The organism is Microvirga sp. BF8 (assembly GCF_059888585.1).
The window spans coordinates 2,631,978-2,656,296 of the sequence record NZ_CM187619.1; the positions used below are offsets into that span (position 1 = coordinate 2,631,978).

23 protein-coding genes and 1 tRNA gene are annotated in these 24,319 nt (G+C 66.0%); 11 read left to right on the top strand and 13 right to left on the bottom strand.

Annotated elements, in window-relative coordinates; all coding sequences use genetic code 11:
• Positions 1-8: 8 nt before the first annotated feature.
• On the bottom strand, positions 9-1,304 hold the full coding sequence (locus AC522E_RS12530) for a LysM peptidoglycan-binding domain-containing protein (RefSeq protein ID WP_500746596.1): 1,296 nt from the start codon (positions 1,302-1,304) through the stop codon (positions 9-11).
• Positions 1,305-1,437: 133 nt separating this feature from the next.
• Between AC522E_RS12530 and AC522E_RS12535 the strand changes: the two genes are divergently transcribed.
• Positions 1,438-2,037, top strand: a complete 600-nt coding sequence (locus AC522E_RS12535) for an LOG family protein (RefSeq protein WP_500746597.1) — start codon at positions 1,438-1,440, stop codon at positions 2,035-2,037.
• Between the two features lie 348 nt (positions 2,038-2,385).
• Here the strand turns inward: AC522E_RS12535 and AC522E_RS12540 are convergent, their stop codons facing one another.
• Positions 2,386-3,510, bottom strand: coding sequence for a DUF2865 domain-containing protein (locus tag AC522E_RS12540; protein WP_500746598.1), 1,125 nt, complete (start codon positions 3,508-3,510; stop codon positions 2,386-2,388).
• A 307-nt stretch (positions 3,511-3,817) separates the two neighbouring features.
• On the opposite strand from AC522E_RS12540, the gene AC522E_RS12545 reads away from it, so the two are divergent.
• Positions 3,818-4,324, top strand: a complete 507-nt coding sequence (locus tag AC522E_RS12545; RefSeq protein ID WP_500746599.1) for a CreA family protein — start codon at positions 3,818-3,820, stop codon at positions 4,322-4,324.
• Between the two features lie 155 nt (positions 4,325-4,479).
• Here the strand turns inward: AC522E_RS12545 and AC522E_RS12550 are convergent, their stop codons facing one another.
• Positions 4,480-4,809, bottom strand: a complete 330-nt coding sequence (locus tag AC522E_RS12550; protein WP_500746600.1) for a hypothetical protein — start codon at positions 4,807-4,809, stop codon at positions 4,480-4,482.
• 290 nt (positions 4,810-5,099) lie between these two features.
• Here AC522E_RS12550 and cysS point away from each other — a divergent pair, with 290 nt between their 5' ends.
• From cysS to cimA, 3 genes are read left to right on the top strand one after another with little or no spacing between them, the layout of a single operon-like run.
• The gene (gene cysS / locus AC522E_RS12555; RefSeq protein ID WP_500746601.1) at positions 5,100-6,569 is read left to right on the top strand and encodes a cysteine--tRNA ligase; all 1,470 of its coding nucleotides are present in this window, start codon (positions 5,100-5,102) and stop codon (positions 6,567-6,569) included.
• Positions 6,569-7,078, top strand: a complete 510-nt coding sequence (locus AC522E_RS12560) for a GNAT family N-acetyltransferase (RefSeq protein WP_500746602.1) — start codon at positions 6,569-6,571, stop codon at positions 7,076-7,078. Before cysS ends, AC522E_RS12560 begins: the two co-directional genes overlap by 1 nt.
• Positions 7,075-8,670, top strand: a complete 1,596-nt coding sequence (gene cimA, locus AC522E_RS12565; RefSeq protein ID WP_500746603.1) for a citramalate synthase — start codon at positions 7,075-7,077, stop codon at positions 8,668-8,670. Before AC522E_RS12560 ends, cimA begins: the two co-directional genes overlap by 4 nt.
• 173 nt (positions 8,671-8,843) lie before the next feature.
• Here cimA and gltX read toward each other — a convergent pair whose 3' ends face one another.
• Positions 8,844-10,184, bottom strand: coding sequence for a glutamate--tRNA ligase (gene gltX / locus AC522E_RS12570; protein WP_500746604.1), 1,341 nt, complete (start codon positions 10,182-10,184; stop codon positions 8,844-8,846).
• 130 nt (positions 10,185-10,314) lie between these two features.
• Positions 10,315-12,048 carry an NAD+ synthase gene (locus AC522E_RS12575; protein WP_500746605.1) on the bottom strand — a complete coding sequence of 578 codons (1,734 nt, stop codon included), beginning with the start codon at positions 12,046-12,048 and terminating at the stop codon, positions 10,315-10,317.
• A gap of 110 nt (positions 12,049-12,158) precedes the next feature.
• Here AC522E_RS12575 and AC522E_RS12580 point away from each other — a divergent pair, with 110 nt between their 5' ends.
• Positions 12,159-12,359, top strand: a complete 201-nt coding sequence (locus AC522E_RS12580; RefSeq protein WP_500746606.1) for a hypothetical protein — start codon at positions 12,159-12,161, stop codon at positions 12,357-12,359.
• Positions 12,360-12,446: 87 nt separating this feature from the next.
• Here the strand turns inward: AC522E_RS12580 and AC522E_RS12585 are convergent, their stop codons facing one another.
• The 3 genes from AC522E_RS12585 to AC522E_RS12595 all read right to left on the bottom strand — a co-directional run bounded on the left by AC522E_RS12585 (position 12,447) and on the right by AC522E_RS12595 (position 16,898).
• Positions 12,447-13,832: a class II 3-deoxy-7-phosphoheptulonate synthase gene (locus AC522E_RS12585; protein ID WP_500746607.1), complete on the bottom strand. Its 1,386-nt coding sequence runs from the start codon at positions 13,830-13,832 to the stop codon at positions 12,447-12,449.
• 424 nt (positions 13,833-14,256) lie between these two features.
• The gene (gor, locus tag AC522E_RS12590) at positions 14,257-15,642 is read right to left on the bottom strand and encodes a glutathione-disulfide reductase (protein ID WP_500746608.1); all 1,386 of its coding nucleotides are present in this window, start codon (positions 15,640-15,642) and stop codon (positions 14,257-14,259) included.
• The gene (locus AC522E_RS12595; RefSeq protein ID WP_500746609.1) at positions 15,639-16,898 is read right to left on the bottom strand and encodes an O-antigen ligase family protein; all 1,260 of its coding nucleotides are present in this window, start codon (positions 16,896-16,898) and stop codon (positions 15,639-15,641) included. The genes gor and AC522E_RS12595 overlap by 4 nt, the downstream gene beginning before the upstream one ends.
• 138 nt (positions 16,899-17,036) lie before the next feature.
• Here AC522E_RS12595 and AC522E_RS12600 point away from each other — a divergent pair, with 138 nt between their 5' ends.
• The 3 genes from AC522E_RS12600 to AC522E_RS12610 all read left to right on the top strand — a co-directional run bounded on the left by AC522E_RS12600 (position 17,037) and on the right by AC522E_RS12610 (position 20,059).
• The gene (locus AC522E_RS12600) at positions 17,037-18,008 is read left to right on the top strand and encodes a Bug family tripartite tricarboxylate transporter substrate binding protein (protein WP_500746610.1); all 972 of its coding nucleotides are present in this window, start codon (positions 17,037-17,039) and stop codon (positions 18,006-18,008) included.
• 67 nt (positions 18,009-18,075) lie between these two features.
• Complete coding sequence (locus AC522E_RS12605) at positions 18,076-18,555, top strand: tripartite tricarboxylate transporter TctB family protein (RefSeq protein WP_500746611.1); 480 nt, start codon at positions 18,076-18,078, stop codon at positions 18,553-18,555.
• A gap of 4 nt (positions 18,556-18,559) precedes the next feature.
• Positions 18,560-20,059, top strand: a complete 1,500-nt coding sequence (locus AC522E_RS12610) for a tripartite tricarboxylate transporter permease (RefSeq protein WP_500746612.1) — start codon at positions 18,560-18,562, stop codon at positions 20,057-20,059.
• Positions 20,060-20,178: 119 nt separating this feature from the next.
• Here AC522E_RS12610 and AC522E_RS12615 read toward each other — a convergent pair whose 3' ends face one another.
• The 4 genes from AC522E_RS12615 to AC522E_RS12630 all read right to left on the bottom strand — a co-directional run bounded on the left by AC522E_RS12615 (position 20,179) and on the right by AC522E_RS12630 (position 22,451).
• Positions 20,179-20,499 (bottom strand): DUF2853 family protein, encoded by a 321-nt coding sequence (locus AC522E_RS12615; protein WP_500746613.1) that lies wholly within the window; start codon positions 20,497-20,499, stop codon positions 20,179-20,181.
• Positions 20,500-20,649: 150 nt separating this feature from the next.
• Positions 20,650-21,153 (bottom strand): DUF2059 domain-containing protein, encoded by a 504-nt coding sequence (locus AC522E_RS12620; protein ID WP_500746614.1) that lies wholly within the window; start codon positions 21,151-21,153, stop codon positions 20,650-20,652.
• Between the two features lie 30 nt (positions 21,154-21,183).
• Positions 21,184-21,879 (bottom strand): ribose-5-phosphate isomerase RpiA, encoded by a 696-nt coding sequence (gene rpiA / locus AC522E_RS12625; RefSeq protein WP_500746615.1) that lies wholly within the window; start codon positions 21,877-21,879, stop codon positions 21,184-21,186.
• Positions 21,880-21,995: 116 nt separating this feature from the next.
• On the bottom strand, positions 21,996-22,451 hold the full coding sequence (locus AC522E_RS12630) for a hypothetical protein (protein ID WP_500746616.1): 456 nt from the start codon (positions 22,449-22,451) through the stop codon (positions 21,996-21,998).
• 102 nt (positions 22,452-22,553) lie between these two features.
• Between AC522E_RS12630 and AC522E_RS12635 the strand changes: the two genes are divergently transcribed.
• A complete protein-coding gene (locus tag AC522E_RS12635) occupies positions 22,554-23,267 on the top strand; it encodes an HAD family hydrolase (RefSeq protein WP_500746617.1) in 714 nt (237 codons plus the stop codon).
• 57 nt (positions 23,268-23,324) lie between these two features.
• Here the strand turns inward: AC522E_RS12635 and AC522E_RS12640 are convergent.
• A tRNA-Val gene (locus AC522E_RS12640) sits at positions 23,325-23,399 on the bottom strand.
• A gap of 242 nt (positions 23,400-23,641) precedes the next feature.
• On the opposite strand from AC522E_RS12640, the gene AC522E_RS12645 reads away from it, so the two are divergent.
• Complete coding sequence (locus AC522E_RS12645; RefSeq protein ID WP_500746618.1) at positions 23,642-24,226, top strand: L,D-transpeptidase; 585 nt, start codon at positions 23,642-23,644, stop codon at positions 24,224-24,226.
• Positions 24,227-24,319 lie beyond the last annotated feature (93 nt).

Here is a 24,319-nt window from a genome sequence, read left to right on the forward strand (position 1 = left end):
GTGCGGGATCAGTTCGTCTGCCTGGCCTGGTCCGCAGGCAGCACGAACACCTGGCCGGGATAGATCAGGTCCGGATCGCGGATCTGCTTCTGGTTTGCGCCGTAGATCACGGTGTAGCGCATGCCCCGGCCATAGATGCGCTGGCTGATCCGCCACAGGCTGTCGCCACGGGAGACGATGGCCGTATCGATATTGGGCACGACGATCGTGCTCGGCGGCACCGGAGCATCGGGAAGGGCCGAAGCCATGCGGCTGCCTGTGCCGGCCTGGGGCATCGCCGACGCCGCAGGGGGCTGGTCGCGGGCCGGCCTGTCAGCGTTCGCTGCGGCCTGGCTCTGGGCCGTCTCGACCGGCACGTTGAAGGCCACTTCGGCGCGGGACTTCACCTGCCCCGACACCGGGTCGACATCGTCGAGCCGCACCCGGTAATCGCCAGGCTTCACCCCGCTGGCAATGGCGAAGGAGAGCTTCCCGTCCGCCCCTGCACCGCCCGGTGCGACCAGGGTCTCGTTGAGATAGAGGCGGATCGTGGCACCCGGCGCCGCCTGACCCGACACGTAGAGCCTGCCCGGCTCGGATTCGACACTGGTGATCTTGATCTCCGCCCGGGAAGCCGGCTGGGCCGAAGGGGCCGCCTGGACAGCCGGGGGCTCGGCGCCCGCCTGCTTCGGAGGTTGCGTTGCGGCAGGAGCCGCATCGGCAGCCTTGGACGCCGGCATCTCAGGATTGGACAGGAGGACCGTAGGCTTGTCCGGCGCGGCGAGAGCCACGAGCGGCCGGGCATCGCCGTTGATCGCCACGGTCACGCTTTCGCGGGAGCGCTGGCGCGTACCGTCCGGCGCGATGGATTGCAGGATGATCTGATGGGAGCCGGAGGGGAATGGCGGCGGCGTGATGGCGAACAGGCCGGAGGCGTCGGCCACGCTCCGGGCGTGGACCTGATCGTCGCTGAGGAGCTCGATCGTCGCACCGGGGGCCGCCCGGCCCGCGATGACGCTGTCTCCACCGGGCTCGACGCGGACGATGTCGAAGGACGGGGCGATCGGGCCGGCGGCCTTTGCATCGGCCGGCTTAGCCCCGGGATCGGCTGCCGGCGGCGCGGCCGGCTGTGAAGAGGCCTGGTTCTGCGGCTTGGCCTGCCCCTGTCCTTGTCCCTGGGTGGCCGGCGTGGGGGCGGCCTTGTCGGCGCTTGTCGTCATTTCGCCGCCGGTCCAGTTCAGAACACCAAAAAGGGCCAGCACGACGGCGACCGCCGTTGCGCCGAGAATGGCGATTGTCCCCCTAGCCTGCTTCACGTCCGCCATGATGCCTTTTCTCGTTATTGGCACTTTCGTGCATTAAACCTGTTTATCTTTCAAAAGGCTACGGCCATAAGGAATATTCGTAATGCCTTACGACTCAACGGGGGATAGCCCCCAATTTTCCGATATTCATCGAATGACTGCGATCAGATCCATTTGCGTCTACTGCGGCTCCGGTTTCGGAGACGACCCCGTTTTTGCTGAAAATGCGGCGGCATTAGGCCGCGCGATGGCGGAACAGGACATTGGTCTCGTCTACGGCGGGGGCAATGTGGGCCTCATGGGCACCATTGCCCAATCCGTTCTCGACCATGGCGGCTACGTCACGGGCATCATCCCGGACTTCTTGAAGTCCCGGGAAAAGCTCCTCGACGCGGTCCAGGAAACGATCACCGTCCCCGACATGCACACCCGCAAGCGGCTGATGTTCGAGAAGGCCGACGCTTTCGTCGCCCTGCCCGGCGGCATCGGGACCCTGGAGGAACTCGTCGAGCAGATGACCTGGGCCCAGCTCGGGCGGCACACGAAGCCGATCCTGATGCTGAGCACCAAAGGCTTCTGGAGGCCCCTGCTCAGTCTCCTCGCCCATATGCGCAACGAGGGCTTCATCCGGCCGGGACTGGAGCTCAACTACCTGGTGGCCGAGCAGGTGGAGGACGTCATCCCCATGCTCGAGGCCTCGGCCCGCCGGGTCGGCGTCGTCGCCAACGAGGACATGATCGAGCAGCAGTTCTAGGAATTTGCTCTAAGACCTTGTCATTCCGGATGGCCGAAGGCCAGTCCGACCCGAAGGGCCACGCGATGTGGGGAAATCGATAAGCTGTGAGCTTTGTGAGAATGGAGCAGCGGCTGTCGTCGCCCGTCATCCTGAGCCGATAGAGTTGATGGGTCCGGGCTCTCGCTGGGCTCGCCCGGAATGACGGAGGGTGATCCCCTCACGCTGTCGTTCCGGGACGGCTCGGAATGACGGGCCAGGGGTGCGGTTGCGCGCTTCTCGTCAGGCGCACCGGCTATGGATTCCAGGCCCAGCTCTTCGAGCTGTCCCTGAATGACAGGGGAGGCGCAGCCGCCACTTTCCAGTGCCTCAGTTCGCGTTCGGCACCGGGATCAGTTCGGGAGCGATCACGCGGACACTGTGCTTCTTGCCATCGCTCAGCACGGCCTCGCGCTTGCCGCCCTCGCTCTGGGTCACGACCTTGCCGGTTTCGATGGATTTCGGGCCGATACCCGCCGATTCCTTGCTGGCGGTGGGCGCCGCAGCGGCTGTCTCGGCGGCGGCCTTGGCCTCCTCGTCGGTCTTCTTCTCGACCGCCTTGCGGGCCTGGACGACTTTCGGCCGCGACATCTCCTCCGCCTTCTCGGCGGTCACGATGACGTCGCCCTTGCGCTGCTCGAGCATGCTTTCGGCCCGGCGCAGCACGATGGCCCAGCTCTCGCTGTCCTTCTTGCACGCCACGGCCGGGTCGAAGTTCTTACGGAACTTGAAGGCATTGGGCAGCGAGTTGTAGGGCCGGTTGCCGGAAACGGAAACGGCCCGGTTGAGCCCATCGTCGCCGCCCGGATAGGCGAAGGCGAGTGTCTCGGTCTCGGGGCAGAGGGCCTGGCACATCTCATTGGCGCCCTCCCGCCCGCCGGGCGAGACGCTCAACGGGAAGAAGGAGCCGTCGCCGGTCCGGACGCAGATGAGCTTGCGGCCACCATAGGCATGCTGCTCCTCGGTGATGATCGGCTGCCCTTCGGGCATGATCTCGGAAGGCTGCGGCTGCTGACCGCGGGGCGGGCCGAAAAGGGATTCGAAGAAGCCTCGCGGCTGGTCCACGGCACAGCTCTGCTGCACCGCCGCCACGAGCTGGCGCCGGCGGAATTCGAAATCCCCCGAATCGTAGCTTTGCGCCGAGAGCCGGGCGAAGTTCGCCTCCATCTGACGGATCCGCTGGGAGATGGCGCCGCATTCCGCCGGCGGCGGCCCGGCCAGGAAGCCGAGGGGGCCGCGCTCGCAGCCGATGGACCGGTAATACCCGACCAGGCGGCCGATCTCGACGCGCATGTTCTCCGCTTCGCCCGAACTGGAACGGCCGCCGCTCCGTTCGAGGGCCGCCAATTCGGCGCGGAACCGCTGGCATTCAGCGGATTGCGCAACCGCGGTTCCGCCGGCGGCCAGAAAGGCTGCAACGGCGACGAGGGAGCGGAGAAAAGATGTCTTTGCCATTATGAGCGTCGCGAAACCGATAATCGTTCAAGCCGTCCCTGCCCCGCATTGGGGGTCAAATGACGTCGTGAAATTGACCCTAATGTGATGATCGCCCTGCCCGTCACCGGGAAACGGACATCATCCCCGCTGCAGAAGAATCCCTTTTACGGCGAGACCGTTGGAAAAGCATGTACCCTCATACGACCGTCGGAGCAAATGACCGCGCCGGCCACAGGATCCGCATCTGCCGCCTTCACGCAGAGCAACCCTCGCCAAATTCGCCCGGGATCCCCACATAGCAGCTTGACCATTGGAGAGAGTTGTCATGTTCGCCCGCTTTGCCCTGGCCGCCGCCCTGATGCTGGGAGCCGTTTCCGGCGCTGCCGCACAGGAGCCGGATGTGATCTTCAAGAAGTCCACGGTCTGGCGCGCCCTGACCCCGAACGACAAGCTCGCGGTCTATGGCATCGACGATCCGGACATCGAGGGCGTGGCATGCCATTACACGACGCCGGAGCGGGGCGGGATCTCGGGCACCTTCGGCGTGGCAGAGGAGGTCTCCGATATTTCCCTCTCATGCCGCCAGATCGGGCCGGTGCGCTTCAAGAGGAAGTTCGAGCAGGGCGATGTGGTGTTCAGCGAGCGGCGCTCGCTGATCTTCAAGCGCATGCACATCGTCCGCGGCTGCGACGCCAAGCGCAACACCCTGGTCTACATGGTCTATTCGGACCGCCCCATCGAAGGCTCGCCCAAGAACTCGACCTCGAGCGTGCCGCTCATGCCCTGGGGCAGCGAGCAGCCGCCGAAATGCGGGGAGTGGGTGACCGGATAAGATTCGTGGAACCGCGGGTTTGCCCCTGTCCTTTCGGGGCCGCTTCAGCGAAGCCCGGGCATAATTCAGGATAGGACGCAGCGGCTTTCCTTGAACCGTCGCGTTTATGGGTTCCGGACTGGCCGTCGGCCATCCGGAACGACAGCGTAGCAGGGTCAGTTGGCGCAGGTGATGGCGACGGGCAGAAGCTCCTGCGTCGCGATCGAGACCTTCTGGACGGAGCCGGTCACCTCGTCGGGCGTGGTCTGGCGGAAGGACACCGCGCGCGCATACCCTTGCGCCTCGCACCAGGTATCGGCCACGGCCTGTCCGCAGGTATGCCCGGTGACCAGGCATTCCGCGACGCCGTATCCGTCCGCGGCGGGAACGATGAAGGTGGCCTCCGTCGAGGAGGCCTGGGTGCCGTTGGGGAGAAGCGTCAGCGACACCGTCGCCGCCACGAACATAGCAGTACCCAACCCGAGCATGGCATATGCACGGCGCATGTAGACCTCACTACTTGGAACTCGTGAACCATTGTCACGATGGGACGTGAATAAACCGCTAACGCGCTGTCCTCATGCGGGTTTCCGCCAAAATTGCAAATAAATTCTGCCTATCGGAAGGGAACCTTGACGAAGACGGCCGGAGAAGGCATTGATCGAGGCATGAGAACGGCAGCGATCCTCATTTCCGGGATTATTTGCAGCTAGCGCACCCGCTGGCTGGAGCCGTCTCGTTCTCATTCCAAGATCGAAACCATCCTCCGGCCTGCGGCCTGAAGAGGTATGGTTTCATGGCGTCGAAGCTTCGGCTCTACAACACGTTGACCCGGTCGAAGGACGATTTCGTCCCGATCGACGAGAGGAACGTGCGCCTCTACGTGTGCGGACCGACCGTTTACGACTACGCCCATATCGGCAATGCGCGCCCGATCATCGTCTTCGACCTCCTCTTCCGGCTCCTGCGGCACGTTTACGGAGCGGAAGCGGTCACCTATGTGCGCAACATCACGGATGTGGACGACAAGATCAATGCGCGGGCCGCGCGCGACTATCCGGACCTGCCCCATAACGAGGCGATCCGCCTCGTCACCCGGAAGACCGAGGACCAGTTCCACGCCGATATCCGCGCACTCGGCGTCCTGATGCCGGAGGACGTGAACGAAGCCGGCCAGCCCCCCCGCTTCGTCGAACCGCGCGCCACCGAGCATATCGCCGAGATGAGGATGATCATCGAGCGGCTAATCGCCCGCGGCGCCGCCTATGTGGCCGAGGACCACGTGCTCTTCAGCGTCGCGGCCATGCAGAACCTGCCGAACGTACCGAAATACGGCGCCTTCTCCCGCCGCTCGCTCGACGAGCTTCTCTCCGGTGCCCGGGTGGATGTGGCACCCTACAAACGCGACCCGATGGATTTCGTGCTCTGGAAGCCCTCCGGCCCGCACGACCCGGCCTGGCCGTCCCCCGCCGGCATCGCGACGCCGGGGCGCCCCGGCTGGCATATCGAATGCTCGGCCATGTCCTGGCGGCATCTCGTGAAGGCTTTCGAGACGCGGCTCGCCTGCAGCGATCCGGCCGAGCGTGAAACCTTCGACATCCATGGCGGCGGCATCGACCTCGTCTTCCCCCACCACGAGAACGAGATCGCGCAGAGCTGCTGCGCCTTCGACATGCCGCGCATGGCGAATGTGTGGATGCACAACGGCTTCCTGCAGGTGGAAAGCGAGAAGATGTCGAAGTCGCTCGGCAACTTCTTCACGATCCATGACCTGTTGCAGGATTGGCCAGGCGAGGTGCTGCGCTTCAACATGCTGCGCACCCATTACCGCCAGCCCATCGACTGGACGGTGAGAGGGCTGGAGGAGAGCGAGAAGACACTCGACCGCTGGTACGGCATGGCGGGAGACGGAAAGACCGCCGCCCTCTCCGCGCCAGTCGTCGAGGCGCTCGCCGACGATCTCAACACGCCGCGGATGATGGCCGAGCTGCATGCTCTCGACAGCAAGGGTGCGCACACGGAGCTTGCCGCCAATCTCCGGAGCCTCGGATTCCTGGCCGACAGCCCCGAAGCCTGGAAGGCGCGCCGCCAGGCGTCGCTTGCGGTCGATCCTGTCACCGTCGAGACACTCATCGCCGCGCGCAAGGAAGCCCGCGCAGCGAAGAACTGGCCCGAGTCCGACCGCATCCGCGACGAGCTCGCCGCCCTCAACGTCGTGGTCAAGGACAACAAGGACGGCACCACCACCTGGGAGGTTGCACGCTGATGGGACAATCATTGCCGAAACCCGGCCTGCGGCCGTTCCTGCCCGCCGACGTGCCGCTGCTTGCCGGGATCCTCCAGGCCAGCGTCGAGGAGCTGACGGGCGAGGATTACAGCGAGGGCCAGCAGGAGGCCTGGGCCGCCGTGGCGGAGGAGGAGGAGTTCGTCGAGCTTCTCGCGGGCGGGCTCACCCTCGTCGCCACCGTCGAGGGTTCCCCCGTCGGGTTCATCGCGCTCGAGGACAATGAGCAGATCGCGCTGTTCTACGTCCACCCAGCCGTGGCGGGACAGGGCATCGGCTCGATGCTCTACGACGCGGTGGAAAAACTCGCCACGGCGCGCGGCGCCAAGCGTCTCGTCGCGGATGCCAGCGACAACGCCCGGCCGTTCTTCGAAAAGCACGGCTTCGAGGCGCAGCGCCGCAACACGGTGACCCTCGGGGACGAATGGCTCGGCAACACCACCATGGAAAAGCGTCTCGGGTCGCCCGAGGACAGGACCCTTTCGTCATGACCCGTGAACGCGTCTACCTCTTCGACACGACCCTGCGCGACGGTGCGCAGACGACTGGGGTCGACTTCTCCCTCGAGGACAAGCGCGCGGTCGCCAGCCTCCTCGACACCATCGGCGTCGACTATGTGGAGGGCGGCTATCCAGGCGCGAACCCGCTCGATACCGCCTTCTTCTCCGAGAAGCGCACGCGGAACGCCAAGTTCACCGCCTTCGGCATGACGAAGCGGCCCGGCCGCTCGGCGTCGAACGATCCCGGTGTCGTGACCCTGCTCGAGGCGCAGGCCGATGCGATCTGCTTCGTCACCAAGTCCTGGGACTATCACGTCCATGTGGCCCTGGAGACGACGCTGGAGGAGAACCTCGCCGGCATCCGCGACAGCGTCAGTGCGGCACGCGAGAAGGGCCGCGAGGTCATCGTCGATTGCGAGCATTTCTTCGACGGCTACAAGGCCAATCCCGACTATGCCTTGGCCTGCGCGAGAACGGCCTACGAATCCGGCGCGCGCTGGGTGGTGCTCTGCGACACCAATGGCGGCACGCTTCCCCACGAGGTGTCGGTCATCGTCTCGGCGGTCGCCGGGACGGTGCCGGGTGCGCATCTCGGTATCCATGCCCATGACGATTGCGGCTGCGCGGTGGCGAATTCGCTCGCCGCCGTGGAGGCGGGCGCGCGCCATATCCAGGGCACGTTGAACGGGCTCGGCGAGCGCTGTGGCAACGCCAACCTCGTCACGCTCATCGGGGCGCTGAAGCTGAAGGACGGGTATGCCTCCCGCTTCGATCTCGGGGTCTCCGACGAGGCGCTGGGCGAACTCACGCATCTCTCGCGCCAGGTGGACGAGATCCTCAACCGGCAGCCGAACCGCCACGCCCCGTTCGTCGGCGCCAGCGCCTTCGCCACCAAGGCCGGCATCCATGCCTCCGCCGTGCTGAAGGATCCGCGCACCTACGAGCATGTGGTCCCGGAAAGCGTCGGCAACATCCGCAAGGTCCTGGTCTCAGACCAGGGCGGGCAGTCGAACATCCTGGCCGAGCTGAAACGTCTCGGCTTCACCTTCGAGAAGGGTGATCCGAGGGTGTCGCGCATCCTCGACGAAGTGAAGCGCAAGGAGGCGGAGGGCTTCGCCTTCGAAGGCGCGGACGCGTCCTTCTACGTCCTGGTCAAGCGCATGCTCGGCGAGGTGCCCGCCTTCTTCCAGGTCGAGCGCTTCTCGGTCAACGTGGAGCGCCGCTTCAACGCGGTCGGCGAAATGGTCACCGCCTCCGAGGCCATCGTGAAGGTGCGGGTGGGGGACGAAGTGCTGATTTCGGCGGCGGAAGGCAACGGCCCCGTCAACGCCCTCGACGTGGCGCTCCGCAAGGATCTGGGCAAGTACCAGGACCTGATCCAGGACCTCGAGCTGATCGACTACAAGGTTCGCATCTACCAGGGCGGATCGGACGCGGTGACCCGCGTGCTGATCGAGTTCTCGGATGGGAAAGGCGACAGCTGGACCACCATCGGCGTCTCTCCCAACATCATCGACGCCTCGTTCCAGGCCCTGACGGATTCGATGGTCTACAAGCTCCTGAAGAGCGGCGCGGGGCTCTGACACCTCCCCACGGTCATTCCGGGACGGCCCAAAGGGCCGGGCCCGGAACCCATAAACGCGCACGATGTCGATCAGAACGCAGCGGCTAACGCTGCGCACAGGCTTCACTCGCTAGCGGTTATAGGTTCCGGGCTCTCGCTTCGCTCGCCCCGGAATGACGGGTCGGTTGCCTCTCAAGCCGCCTCCCCTGACAGCCGCGCCCTCGCCCGCTCGGGACCGATGAGCGGCAGCAGCGCGCCGAGCTCCGGGCCGTGGTCGAGGCCGGTGAGCGCCATGCGCAGGGGCATGAACAGGGCCTTGCCCTTCACGCCGGTCGCGGCCTTCACGGCATCGGTCCAGGTTTTCCAGGTCCCGCCATCCCAGGGCGTGGGCGGAAGCAGGTCTCGCGCCGTTTCGATGAAGGCCCGCTCGGTGATGATCGGGACGATGGGCCCTTGCACCACGACCCACCATTCGGCGGCCTCCGCCACCTTCGTCAGGTTGCCGCGCACGGCGAACCAGAAGGCTTCGCCTCCGTCGGCATCGAGGGCGGCGAGGCGGCTGCGGACCGCCTCGTAGGGCATCTCGTGGATCAGGCGGGCATTGAGCTGGTCGAGCTCATGCTCGTCGAACTTCGCGGGTGCGCGGGAAATGTGGGAGAAGTCGATGAGACGCGCCAGCTCGTCGAGGTCCGCGACCGGACGCACGGCCTCGGCGGATCCGACCAGGACCGCGAGCGACGCGACCGCCTGCGGCTCGAGCCCGGCCTCGCGCAGGCTCCGGACCGACAGGTGGCCGAGGCGCTTCGAGAGCCCCTCCCCGCTCGCCGTGATGAGCAGGCTGTGATGGGCGAAGGTCGGCACCTTCGCTCCGAGGGCCTCGAAGATCTGGATCTGCACCGCCGTATTGGTGACATGGTCCTCGCCGCGGATCACGTGGGTGACCTTCAGCGCGATGTCGTCCACCACGGAGGGGAGCGTGTAGAGATAGGTTCCGTCCTCGCGCACCAGAACCGGATCGGACAGCGAGCCGCAATCCACATGGGCGGGGCCGCGCACGAGGTCGTCCCAGGCGACCGTCTCGTGATCGAGGCGGAAGCGCCAATGGGGCCGCCGGCCCTCGGCTTCCAGCGCCGCGCGGTCTTCGGCCGTCAGCTTGAGCGCCGCGCGGTCGTAGATCGGCGGCAGGCCCCTGGCGAGCTGGCGCTTGCGGCGGAATTCGAGCTCCTCCGGCGTCTCGTAGCAGGGATAGAGCCGGCCGAGGTCCTTCAGCCGCTCCGCCGCATCGTCGTAGAGCTCGAACCGCTCCGACTGGTGCACCACCACATCCGGCGGGATTCCAAGCCATGCGAGATCCGTCTCGATGGAGTCGGCATATTCCTTCTTCGAGCGCGCGAGATCGGTGTCGTCGAAGCGCAGGATGAACGTGCCGCCCTCGCGGCGTGCGAAGAGCGCATTGAGCAGGGCGACGCGGGTGTTGCCGATATGAATGTGCCCGGTCGGGGACGGGGCGAAGCGGACGATGGGCTTGGACATGGGATCAACCCTATGGCGAAGGGCGGGTGTCGGCGCAAGGGGTGGGCGGCGCATCCCCTGTCATCGCGGGACAACGCGCAGCGCCGGGCGCGGAATATAACGGTGCAAGGTCCCGGAGTGACAGTTCTGGCTACACATCCACCGAGGCCTGCCGCGGCTTCGCCGTCGCGCGCTCCAGGGCCTCGTCGGGGCGATGCGCCACCAGCCCCTGGTCGCGGAAGCGGTTGACGATCGGATACCTGCGGTCGCGGCCGAAATTCTTGCGGGTCACCTTCACGCCGGGGGCCGACTGGCGGCGCTTGTATTCGGCGAGATAGAGCAGCCGCTCGACCTTCTTGACCGTCTCGAGGTCATGCCCCCGTGCGACGATCTCCGAGACCCGCAGCTCGTCCTCCACGAGGCCGCGCAGGATGTCGTCGAGAACCGGATAGGGCGGCAGCGAGTCTTGGTCCGTCTGGTTCTCGCGAAGCTCCGCGCTCGGGGCCTTCGAGAGGATGTTCTCGGGGATCACGATGCCGTCGGGGCCCAGCGCCCCATTCGGCTTCCAGCGGTTGCGCAGTGCCGAGAGGCGATAGACCTCCATCTTGTAGAGATCCTTGATCGGGTTGAAACCGCCATTCATGTCGCCGTAGAGGGTGGCATAGCCGACCGACATTTCCGACTTGTTGCCCGTGGTCACCACCATCGGCCCGAACTTGTTCGAGATCGACATCAGGATCGTGCCGCGGGCGCGGCTCTGGAGGTTCTCCTCCGTGATGTCCCGGGGCTTTCCGGCAAAGAGCGGCTGAAGCAATGCCTCGAAGCCTTCGACGGCGGGCGCGATCGGAACCGTGTCGTAGCGGACACCGAGGGCCCTGGCGCAGGCCTCCGCATCCTGCAACGACTCGCTCGACGTGTAGCGGTAGGGCAGCATGATGCAGTGGACGCGATCCGCTCCCAGGGCGTCCACCGCCATCGCGGCGCAGAGGGCCGAGTCGATGCCGCCCGAGAGGCCGAGCACCACGCCGGGGAACCGGTTCTTCTCCACGTAGTCGCGCAGGCCGAGCACGCAGGCGGCATAGTCCGCCTCCTCGCCTTCCTCGACCGTGACCAGCGGCGCATCCCGGCAGGCCCAGCCCTCCTCGCCCTTCTCCCAGACAGTGAGGGCAACGGTTTCCTCATAGGCCGGCAGCTGGCAGACCAGCGCGCAATCGGCATTGAGGGCGAAGGATGCGCCGTCGAAGACCAGTTCGTCCTGCCCGCCCATCTCGTTGAGATAGACCAGCGGCAAGCCGGTTTCCGTGACGCGCGAGGCGGCGATGTTGAACCGCTCCTCCGTCTTGCCGCGCCAATAGGGTGAGCCGTTCGGCACCAGGAGGATCTCGGCGCCGGTCTCGGCGAGGCATTCCACCACGTCGCCGGACCAGATATCCTCGCAGATCGGAAGTCCCAACCGGATGCCGCGGAAATTCACGGGGCCGGGAAGCGGGCCCGGCTCGAAGATGCGCTTCTCGTCGAAGGGGCCATAATTGGGCAGATCGACCTTGAACCGCACGGCGATGGCGCCCTGGTCGAGCAGCGCATAGGCGTTGTACAGATTGCCGTCGTCCCGCCAGGGAAGCCCGATCAGCATCGCGGGCCCGCCATCCGCGGTCTCGCGGGCGAGCCGCTCGAGCGCGGCGCGGCAGACATCCTGGAAGGCGGGCTTCAGGACCAGGTCCTCGGCCGGATAGCCGGCGAGAAACAGTTCCGTGAACATGACGATATCGGCGCCGAGCCGGGCCGCTTCCGCCCGTGCGGAACGGGCCTTCGCCTCGTTGCCGGCCACGTCGCCGACAATGGGGTTGAGCTGCGCGAGGGCGATCTTGAGAATGTTCTGAGCCATGACGCTTCGCATGTAGCGCGCAGCCTGCGGCTCAGCAATCCGCGGGGCGCGGTTTCCCCACGCCTTCGTCCGTGTCCGTCGCCACCCTCCGGGGTGGGCGGGAGCAATGGATGTTCATTTGGCAGGCGGCGATTGCCGTCGGGCCTGATCCGGCAAATACGCCAAGCTTAGAGGGAACCCGGCACAGCTTAGTTCGTTGTCCTCCCACGAAACGTACGGAGACAGCGATGTTAAAAGGTGGCTTACTTTGGCTCATCGGCATTCCGCTGCCGATTATTCTTATTCTCTTCTTCCTCGGTTATCTGCACTGAGAAGAATAGCCGACCTCCAAAGACCCTCACTTCAAGCAAAGGGGCGCGAAAGCGCCCCTCTTTTTTATCCGCCTGTGAAGCAAACCTTTATTCGGCGGCAACCGCGTCCGGCCGCTCCCGGCCCTGGCGCTCCTGCTTGACCATTTCCGAGGTCAGGAAGGCGATCTCCAGTGCCTGCTCCGCGTTGAGGCGCGGGTCGCAATAGGTGTGGTAGCGGTCCATCAGGTCCGCATCCGTGAGCGCGCGGGCGCCGCCGGTGCATTCCGTGACGTTCTTGCCGGTCATCTCGAGATGGATGCCACCCGCATAGGTGCCTTCGGCCTGATGGACGGCGAAGAAGTCGCGGACCTCGCTCATGATGCGCTCGAACGGCCGGGTCTTGTAGCCCGACGCCGCCTTGATCGTGTTCCCGTGCATGGGATCGCAGGACCATACGACGGTGCGCCCTTCCCGCTTCACGGCCTGCACGAGTGCCGGCAGATGGTCGATGACCTTGCCCGCCCCGAAGCGGCAGATGAGCGTGAGGCGTCCCGCCTCGTCCTCGGGGTTGAGCTTGTCGATGAGCCTGAGCAGCCCTTCCGGCGTCAGCGACGGGCCGCATTTGAGGCCGATCGGGTTCTTGATGCCGCGCATGTATTCCACGTGGGCATGGTCGTCCTGCCGGGTCCGGTCGCCGATCCAGAGCATGTGGCCGGAGGTGGCGTACCAGTCGCCGGTCGTGGAATCGACCCGGGTCAGAGACTGCTCGTAGCCGAGCAGCAGGGCCTCGTGGCTGGTGTAGAAGTCGGTCGATCGCATCTCGGGATGCGTCTCCGGATCAACACCGATGGCCCGCATGAAGTCGATGCTCTCGGTGATGCGCTCGGCCAGCTCGCGGTACCGCGACGATTGCGGCGAATCCTTCACGAAACCCAGCATCCAGCGATGCGCATTCTCGAGATTGGCGTAGCCGCCGGTCGCGAAAGCGCGGATCAGGTTCAGGGTCGCTGCCGACTGGCGGTAGGCCTCGACCTGGCGGCGCGGATCGGGGACGCGCGATTCCGGGGTGAACTCGATATCGTTGATGATGTCGCCCCGGTAGCTCGGCAGCTCGACGCCGCCCACCGTTTCCGTATCGGAAGAGCGCGGCTTGGCGAACTGGCCGGCCGAGCGGCCCACCTTCACGACCGGCGAGCTGCCTGCGAAGGTCAGCACCACCGCCATCTGGAGGAACAGGCGGAAGAAATCGCGGATGTTGTCGGCGTTGTGCTCGGCGAAGCTCTCGGCACAGTCGCCGCCCTGGAGGAGAAAGGCCTCGCCCTTGGCCACCTTGCCCAAGGCGCGCTTCAGCTTGCGGGCCTCGCCTGCAAAAACCAGCGGCGGAAACCCGGCGAGCTGCCGCTCGACGTTTCCAAGCGCCTCAAGGTCCGGATAGGCCGGGACCTGCTGGATCGGCTTGTTTCTCCAGCTATCGGGCGTCCACCGCTCGGTCATGACACACTCCCCGTGTCGTTCGAATATCCCTGTCGTTCACCGCAACAAGCGGCACGAGCGGGCACCTATACACGACATAAACAAAAAGGCGAGTGCGGAGAGGTCGCGCTGGGCAAGCTGTCATTCCGGGTCCCATAGCGGCCGAGCTTTACCGGAAGGGTGCGGCGGCGGCCGTCCCCCTCTGACCTTGAACCGTCGTGGTTCTGGGTTCCGGGCTCTCGCTCCGCTCGCCCCGGAATGACGGAGGGTGATCCCCTCACGCTGGCATTCCGGGACGCACCAAAGGTGCGGGCCCGGAACCCATAATCACCAACGATGCAGGTTGAAGAGCGGCGGCAGCTGCCGCGCCCCATTCGTAAGGCCCGGCGATAGTGGGCCTGGTCCTTTCGGACCATCCCCGGAGCGATGGGGGCAGGTCCCGGGCCTACCCCACATCGACCGGCTTCTTCACCACGAAGGGTACCCGCATCGTCACCAGCTCCTCCGCGGCTGTCGGGTGGACCGCGATGGTGCGATCGAAATCGGCCTTGGTGGCGCCCATGGTGACGGCGATGCCGGCGAGCTGGATCATTTCGCCCGCATCGTGGGAGAGGATGTGGACGCCGACCACCTTGTCGGTCGCCTTCTCCACCACGAGCTTCATCAGCACGCGGTCGGCGCTGCCCGAGACCGTCGCCTTCATGGGGCGGAAGGAGGTCTTGTAGATGTCGACCTCGCCGTAGCGCTCGCGCGCGGCCGCCTCGCTGCAGCCGATGACGCCGATTTCGGGAGTCGAGAACACCGCGGTCGCGATCAGGTCGTGGTCCACCATGGTTGGCCTGTCGCCGAACACCGTATCGGCGAAGGCATGGCCCTCGCGAATGGCGATGGGGGTGAGGTTCGCACGGTTGGTCACGTCGCCGACCGCGTAGATCGAGGGGACGATCGACTGCGAATAGCCGTCCACAATGACCGCGCCGGCCTCGTCCAGGCTGACGCCGGCCTGTTCGAGGCCGAGATCGGCCGTGTTCGGACGCCGGCCGGTGGCGACGAGAACCTGATCGATCCTCAGGACCGAGCCGTCGTTCAGGGTCGCCGCGATGCCGTCCCCCTCCCGGTCGAGGCGGTGGACCGTCCGCTCCAGCGCGAGATCGATGCCGCGATGACGATAGGCATCGGCCAGGACATCGCGGATGTCCTCATCGAAGCCGCGCAGGAGCTTGTCGCCCCGATGGAGGAGCGTGACCTCGCTGCCGAGCCCTGCGAAGACGCCCGCGAACTCGACCGCGATATAGCCGCCGCCGACCACGAGGATGCGCTTCGGCAGTTCCTTCAGGTGAAAGACCTCGTTCGACGTGATGCCGAGTTCGCCGCCGGGGATCGCAGGGCCCATGACGGGATGGGCTCCGACCGCCACGAGGATGTATCGGGCACGGACCTCCTTCCCCGTCGCAAGGATGCGCACCGTATGCGGATCGACGATCACCGCGCGGCTGTCGACGACCTCGACGCCGGCCTTGTCCAGATTCGCCCGGTAGATACCCTCCAGCCGGTCGACCTCCTTGTGCAGGTTGCGGGTCAGGGTCTCCCAATCGAAGCGGAGCTGGGAGAAGGTCCATCCGAACCCGGCAGCCTCCTCGAATTCCTCGGGGAAGCGGCTGGCATAGACCATCAGCTTCTTGGGAACGCAGCCGCGGATGACGCAGGTGCCGCCGACACGGTACTCTTCCGCGACCATGACCCTGGCTCCGTAGCCCGCCGCGACCCGTGCCGCCCGCACGCCCCCCGACCCGGCGCCGATGACGAACAGATCGACGTCGTAATTGCTCATGGTCTGGTCTCCAGTTCTTTCCGGCGCGCAGCCAGGATCCATACGATAGCGGCACCGATGGAGGCCGCCCACCACCCCTGCCAGGCACCATGGCCGACCATGGCGACCGCCGACGCAGCCCCCAGGAGCGACAGTGACGCGGCCGCGACCAGCCGGCGCTGCCGCGCAATGCGCCGCAAGAGCAGGAGGATCACGGCCAGGACGAGAAGTGCTCCGACGCCACCGAGCTCGACCCAGATCTGGATCAGGGCGTTGTGGGGATGGCCGACCCCGAGCAGGGTCTCGTCCTCGGTCGGGACGCGCTCGGCCACCGACGTGTCGCGCAGGCGCGGGCTGACGCCGAAGCCCGCGCCGAAGACCGGCTGCTGCCGGATGGCCTCGCCGAAGCTGAGCCAGATGTCGACCCGGTCGCGGGAATGATCGTCGGCAAGCTCCTGATGGACACTGGGCGGAATCATCCGGTCCGTGATCTGTCCGAGGAACGGCGCCGCGACCGTCACGGCCACGAACGCGATGGCGGCGAGGAGCGCCGTGACCCTCGGGGCCGCGAGCGCCGCCAGGAACGTGGCAAGGCCGGCGGCGAACCCGAGCACCGAAGCGCCGCTTTCCGAATGGGCCATGGTGACGAGGGCCAGCGCCGCGAAGCCCAGGCTGAGCACCCAGCCATGGCGGATCCGGGCCAGCATCCAGGCGGCCACCGCCGGGGTCAGGCAGAGAAGGGTGAGGACAGGACGGTTGAAGATGAAACTGTGCCAGCGCATTCCCAGAGACCGGCGCAGGGCGAGCCCGGTCCGGAGCTCGAAGAGCATCATGCCGCAGGCCAGGATCGAGGCTGCGGCGAGAAGCCAGAAGGCGCCTCGGGTCATCCGTTCGGGCAGCGCAACGGCGAGTATGAAGCCGCCCGCGACGGAAATCGCGAACTCGCCGAAGGCTGAGATCGAGACGCCCTTGAACTCGCTCCAGCTCACGGAGACCAGGCACCAGGCGAGGAAACCCTGGGCCGCGAGACCGAGTGGAGACCTCAGTGCCGCGAGTGCCTTGTCGGCGAAGTCAGGGAGTCGCCCCTCCGCGACGACCGCCGCGAGGGCGAAGACGGCTGCGAGCCCCAGGAACGCGGGGCTGGAGCGATGGGCGACCGCCATCCCGACCGGCATGAGGGCGAGCGCCGCCATGGCGGCGCGCCACAGCCCCTCGGCCACGGGGGCCCGGGCGCCGGTCGAGGATCCTTCGGCGGAGGCCGGAGCGTGAATCGTCATGGCGAGGCTCTTACGCGAAGGTTCAACATCGATAAAGCAGCAAGCGCTTGCAGCTTCGAATTTCCGCCTTTACCGTCCGCCCCAGCGTGTAGGCTCGCAGAGCGACCGCGCCAAATCTCGTGTATCGGAGGAAACAGAATGAGCCAGTATCGCAAGGGACTCTGGCGGGGCATGCTCGCCGCGGCTGCCGTCGCGGGTCTTGTCTCAACGGCTTCGGCCCAGTCGGAGCTCAAGATCATGGCTCCTGCGGCGCCGGGCGGCGGCTGGGACCAGACGGCCCGCTCCATGCAGCAGGCGTTGACCCAGTCTGGGATCGTCAAGAACGTCCAGGTCACCAACGTTCCGGGCGCCGGCGGCTCCATCGGCATCGCCCAGTTCGTGAACGGCGCCAAGGGCGACGGCACCCAGCTCATGGTCATGGGCTATGTCATGGTCGGCGCGCTGCTCACCAACAAGTCGCCGGTGACCCTCGACCAGACCACCCCCATCGCCCGCCTGACCGGCGAGTACGAGGCCATCGTCGTCCCCGCCAACTCCCCGATCAAGGACGCCAAGGACCTTGCGGCGGCCGTGAAGGCCGACCCGGCGAAGGTCACCTGGGCCGGCGGCTCGGCCGGCGGCGTGGACCACATCGCCGTCGCGCTCTTCGCGAAGGCCGTGGGAGCCGATCCGACGAAGATCAACTACATCCCGTTCTCGGGCGGCGGTGAGTCCCTTGCGGCGATCCTGGGCGGCAAGGTCACCGCGGGCATCTCCGGCTATGGCGAGTTCGAAAGCCAGATCAAGGCGGGCAAGCTGCGCCTCATCGGCCTGACGACCCCGGCCGGCAAAGGCACCGCCGAGATGCCGTCCCTGAAGGATCAGGGCATCGACCTCGAGATCGCCAACTGGCGCGCGGTCGTGGCTCCTCCCGGCATCACCGCCGAGCAGAAGAAGGCTCTCACCGACACCATGGACAAGATGCACTCGTCCAAGGAGTGGACCGAGATCCTGAAGCAGAAGGGCTGGGACGACGCCTACCAGTCGGGCGACGCCTTCTCCAAGTTCCTCGCCGACGATCAGATCCGCACGAAAGAGGTCTTGACCTCGGTCGGCCTCGTGAAGTCATAAAAGGACAGCCCGGATCGACGTTTGGAAGCGCCGCCCCGTGCGGCGCTTCTTTTTAGGAAAAAGAACAATGACGACACGAACCCCCAGGCGCGTCGACAAGGCGGGACTCCTCATCGCCCTGCTCCTCTTCGTTCTTGCCGGCACGATCTGGCTGGACATGAGCACCCTCCAGCTTTCCTCCGTCTATGGTGTGGGACCCAAGGCGATGCCGATCGTCGTTTCCGTGGGCCTTGCAATCCTTGGCCTGGGCAACGCGATTTCCGCCTTTCGCGGCGATCTGCCCGAGCGGGAGACCCTCGACTGGAAGCCCATCGTCCTGATCGTCGGCGGGCTGGCCCTGCTCATCGCCTGTATCAAGTTCAATGTCGGCTTTATCCCGGCCACGGCGATCCTGTTCGCCTGCACCTCGGCCGCCTTTGGACGCCGCGCCTTCTTCACCGATCTCGCGATCGGCTTCGCGGCGGGCCTCGTGATTTATGTCCTGTTCGCCAAGCTCCTGACCCTGAGCCTTCCGATGGGCCCCCTCGAGCGTCTGATCGGAGCGTAACGCCATGGATTCGCTTTTCGCCCTCGCCCACGGCCTGACGGTCGCGATCCAGCCGATGAATCTGCTTTTCGCGCTGATCGGAGTGCTGCTCGGCACCGCCGTCGGCGTGCTGCCCGGCATCGGCCCGGCACTCACGGTCGCGCTCCTCCTGCCCATCACCTTCAAGCTCGATCCGGGCGGTTCGATCATCATGTTCGCCGGCATCTATTACGGCGGCATGTATGGCGGCTCGACGACCGCGATCCTCATCAACACACCCGGCGAGAGCGCCTCCATGGCGACGGCGCTCGAAGGCAACAAGATGGCCAAGGCCGGCCGCGGCGGCCCCGCCCTCGCGACCTCGGCCATCGGCTCCTTCGTCGCGGGCACCATCGCGACCCTCGGCCTCGCCTTCCTGGCGCCGACCCTCGTCGAGCTCGCAGTGCGGTTCGGCCCCGAGGATTATTTCGCCCTGATGTGCGTGGCCTTCGTCACGGTCTCCGCCACCTTCGGCGATTCTCCCGTCCGGGGGCTCACGAGCCTCTTCATCGGCCTCGCCCTCGGACTCGTCGGCATCGACAAGCTCACCGGTCAGGCGCGCCTGACCTTCGGCGTCCCCGAACTGCTCGACGGCGTCGAGGTCACGACCCTCGCCGTCGGCCTGTTCGCCGTAGGCGAGGCGCTCTATGTCGCCTCCCGGCGCCACATCCAGGAAGAGGTCGTCGAGCCTGTGCGCGGCTCGCTGTGGATGACGAAGGAGGACTGGAAGCGCTCCTGGTGGCCCTGGATCCGCGGCACGCTCTTCGGCTTCCCCATCGGCGCCCTACCCGCCGGCGGCGCCGAGATCCCCACCTTTCTCTCCTACTCCACCGAGAAACGGCTGACGAAGTATCCGGAGGAGTTCGGCAAGGGCGCCATCGAGGGCGTGGCCGGGCCGGAGGCCGCCAACAACGCCTCCGCGGCCGGCACGCTCGTGCCGCTCCTGGCGCTCGGCCTGCCGACCTCCGCCACGGCGGCCATGATGCTCGCCGGGTTCCAGCAGTACGGCCTCAATCCCGGCCCCCTGCTCTTCGCCGAGCGGCCGGAGCTCGTCTGGGGCCTGATCGCCAGCCTCTTCATCGCCAATGCGATGCTGCTCGTGCTCAACCTGCCGCTCGTCGGGCTCTGGGTGAAGCTGCTCGCGATTCCGCAGCCGTGGCTCTATGCGGGCATCCTGGTCTTCGCCACCATGGGTACCATCGCAGCCAAGCCGTCCGTGGTCGAGCTGACGATGCTCGGCGCCTTCGGTGTCCTCGGCTTCCTCATGCGGCGGTTCGACTACCCGATCGCGCCGGTGGTGGTCGGGCTGATCCTCGGGCCGATCGCGGAGGCACAGCTCCGCCGCGCGCTCTCGATCAGCCTCAACGACCCGATGGTCCTGCTGCAGAGCCCGATTTCGGCGACCCTGCTCGGCATCGCCCTCATCGCCCTGGTGCTGCCCTTCGTGCTCAAGGGGCTCAACCGCTTCAAGATGCAGGAGGATTAGGCCGCACGTCGCGCGGTCGTCGTTCCTGCCCCTGACGGAATGCGTGAATCGGGCGCGACGCGCCCGGTTCCCTCGCCGGAGAGCTTCCCCGCCTTCGTCCGGGATGCGGTGCCCGCGGCCTATGAAAAGGCGGACAGTTTCCCGAACTGCTCGGCGAGCATGTAATAGACCGTCACCCGGTTCTTGGTCCGGTCACCCTTCAGCTTTTCGCCGACCTGCGCGATCGCCTTGTCGAGATCGGAATCGGGATTGGTCAACCCGAGTTTTTTCTTCAAGAAGTTCTCGCGTACCCGCGCGACCTCGTCCTTGTCCGAGAATGCAACGAGCGCGGAATCCCGCTTCTGAAGCGAGATTCCACAATGCCTCACAATTCCGGCGATCGCCTTGTCATCGGCATTCGGGACATATTTCTTGACGTCGGCTGCCCAGTCTTCGGACATGACCCTCTCCCCTTCCGGATGCGCCGCCTGTCGAGCAGGCACACACGACCAACAGGAAGAGAGCTAACGCCGAGCTTGGTCGCGGCAAGGCCAACAAAGAAAAAGCCCGGTCGCCCGGGCTTTCCCAAATCGTGAAAAGACCTTCGCGGCTTACTGCAGCTGGTGGCCGCGCTTGCCCATTTCGGCGCGGGCGCGGATCATGATGTATTCCGACATGTTCTGGGACCAGGTCGCGAGCTCCCTCACGATGTCGTCGAGGAGGCCGGGCTGGACCTCCACGTATTTCTTGCCGGCCGCGGTCTTGTAGAAGTCCGAGATCTCCTTGAGCTCCTGCTCCGACAGCCGGGTCGCGAAGGCGCGGGCCGCCGTGTCGATCATCTTCTGCTTCTGCTGCTCCACCTCCGGCCGGAGGAGCGCCACGACCTCGTCGAGATCCTTCCGGATCTCGGGGCGCGTCACGTTCATCTGCTCCAGCTGGGTGAAGAAGGGCTCGGTCATGGCGTCGAAGGAACGGGTCATGCCGGAATTGATGGCGACCTCGCGGGCAAGCGTGAGCTGATTGGCGGTGGGCTGCGCTGTCTGCGCGAGGACGGGGCTCGCGAGCATGAACAGCGCGACGGTCGTCGCAGCCAGGCGAGAGGCGGAACGGATCATGGGGTTAGGCTCCAGTCATGACGATGAGGGTCAGATCTGACCGAGTTCGACAAGACCCTGCCCGGTGGCGAGGATCGCACCGGTGGCAAGGCCGATGAAAAGACCATGCTCGACGACGCCGGGGATGTTGTTGAGCGTCGAGGCAAGGACATTCGGCTTTTCGATGCGCTCGAGATGCGCATCGAGGATGAAATGCCCGCCATCCGTGATGTAGGGCGTTCCGTCGGCGGTTCTGCGCAGGCGCAGCTCTCCGCTCATCTCCAGTGTTTCCAGCAGTTTTTCGATGGCGATCTGGGTCGCGCGCAGGCCGAAAGGCACGACCTCGATCGGCAGCGGAAAGCGCCCGAGCCGCGTGACCCGCTTCGATCCGTCCGCGATCACGATCATGCGGCGGCTGGACGAGGCCACGATCTTCTCGCGCAGGAGCGCGCCGCCGCCGCCCTTGATCAGACGCAGGTCGTCGTCGATCTCGTCGGCTCCGTCGACCGTCAGGTCGAGTTCCGGGGTCTCATCGAGCGTCGTCAGCGGAATGCCTTCGCGCGCCGCCTGGTTGCGGGTCGCCTCCGAGGTCGGGACGCAGACGACGGACAGGCCGCCGCGCACGCGCGCTCCGATCGCGGCCACGAAATGGGCCGCCGTCGAGCCGGTACCGAGTCCCAGCCTCATCCCGTCCGTCACGAGGGACGCGGCCTTCTCCGCCGCATCGCGCTTCAGATTGTCGCTCACTGTTGCTTCCTAACGCAGATCGTCCCCGTGGCGAGGACGGCCAGGGACGCGTCTAGCACGTTGCCGCCACGGGAAGAAAGATTGTTTCAGGGTCTTTTCATAGCCGGAACGCCTTGTCAGGGCCGCTGCGGCGATGCGCCCGTGCCGGACCGGACGCTCGGGGTCGCTCCCGGAGCGGCCTGGGGGGCTCCTTGCGCCGATGGATTGGTCTGCGGCGTGCACACCACCTTCTCGTCGAAGACGTAGCAGATGCTCATGTCCCCGGTCCGGTAATTGACCCGGAACACGCCGCCCTCGCGCTCGTGGCGGGACGCGACGAGGCCATATTCGCCGGGGACCTGCGGGCCGGCCCCTTCGCCGGAGCCGAAGCAGAGCGTCACGCCGATGGTGCCTTCCTGGAGACCGTACTGACAGGAGCTGACCTCGCCCGTGATGCGGTCGATCCTGTAGATCCGGTTCAGGTCCGTCTGCGGCGCAGGCACAAAATCATAGGGAGCGGCGATGGCGGGGACGGCCAGGCTTCCCAGCACGACAATCGACGATAGATATGCCAAGGAACCGGCGAGCCGCATTCAACACTCCCTCTTGGTGAGTCCGGTAAGAACGAATCAACCAGACGACCATATCATCCCCTCATGCTTGATTCCCCCGTCCTGTGCAGGTAGCCGACGTCCATGGCCATTCATAGCCCGTCCCTGGCGCCCCGCGTCGCCCCGCCCATCGTCGTGTTCGACCTCGACGGCACGCTGGCCGATACGGCAGGCGATCTCATCGGGACGCTCAACGTGATCCTGGAGGGCGAAGGCCTGCCGCCCCTGCCCGTGCGGAAAGCGCGTGACCTCGTCGGAGCCGGCGCCCGCGCCCTCCTCCAGCGCGGCTTCGAGGCCGGACAGAAGGAACTCGCGCCGGACCGCCTGGACCACCTCTTCCAGCAGTTCATGGTCCACTACCGGGACAACATCTGCGTCAAGACGCGGCTGTATCCCGGGGTCGAGGCGGCCCTCGAACGACTCCGGCAGGCGGGTTTCGTTCTCGCCATCTGCACGAACAAGTATGAGGATCATTCGGTCCGGCTGCTCGAGGCCCTGCGGATCGGGCACCGATTCGCCGCCAATTGTGGCCGCGATACCTTCACGGTCTTCAAGCCGGACCCGCGTCATCTCACTCTGACCATCGAGCGTGCCGGAGGCAACCCGCACCGGGCGGTGATGGTCGGCGACTCACGAACCGACATCGTTACCGCGCAGGCCGCCCGCATTCCCTCGATCGCGGTGCCCTTCGGCTATACGGACGTCCCTGTCCGCCGCCTCAATCCGGACCTCGTCATTGGCCATTTCGACGAATTGTTCGATGCCGTCGGGACGCTGGTGCGCCTCGCCGCGGCGTGATCGGCCCGGCTTTCGCCGCCGTACACACGATTGTGAAGATGTTCCGCCAGGAAGGAATGGTGGGCGCGACAGGGATTGAACCTGTGACCCTTCGCGTGTGAAGCGAATGCTCTCCCGCTGAGCTACGCGCCCTGACCAGGGCCTTCTAAGGTCGTTGATCCCCCGGCGTCAAGCGCTTCCGGAGCGGACCGGCAGACATTTCGCTCCAGGGAATATGGCAGCATGGCTTTAACCTCCCGGTTACGACATGGCCAAATGAAGGCGGCCTGCGCGGTGATTTGGCAACGGACCTTTGTTATCCAACGGATCCGAAACGCGGCCATTGCGTTGAGCAATGACAAACCCGCATCAACCATGTTCATTTCGAGGCAAATATGGGACGCACCCGCGCTGCCCTGCTTGGGCTTGCTTGCGCCTTCGCCGCTCTTGCGACGCCGGCCGCGGCTTTCACGGCAATCGACCCCCTGACCCGCCAGCCGCTCTATGGTGCCGAGGAGTCGCTGACGCCCCAGGCTTCTCCGATTCCGCGTCAGGTCGTTGCCTTCGACGGCCGCTATGCGGCGGGGACCATCGTGATATCCACCAGCGCGCGGCGCCTCTATTTCGTGCTCGGCGACGGCAAGGCCCTGCAGTACGGCGTCGGTGTCGGCCGCCCGGGCTTTACATGGGCCGGCAGCCATTCGGTGACCATGAAGCGCGAATGGCCCGACTGGCGGCCGCCGGCCGCCATGCTCAAGCGCCGTCCCGACCTGCCTCGCCACATGGCCGGCGGCCCGGACAATCCGCTCGGGGCCCGCGCGCTGTATATCGGCGGCACCATGTATCGCATCCACGGCTCCAACGAACCTGAGACCATCGGACAGGCCGTTTCCTCCGGTTGCATCCGCATGACCAACGACGACGTCATCGACCTCTACAGCCGCGCCAAGGTCGGCACACGGGTCGTGGTGCAGCGGTAACACGATCCGCTGCGCCCTCTTCGGCCGGCGCGGAAACTATAACCACCCGCGTTGCAGGATCGATCGCAGCGGCCGCCGCTGCATCCTGTTCTG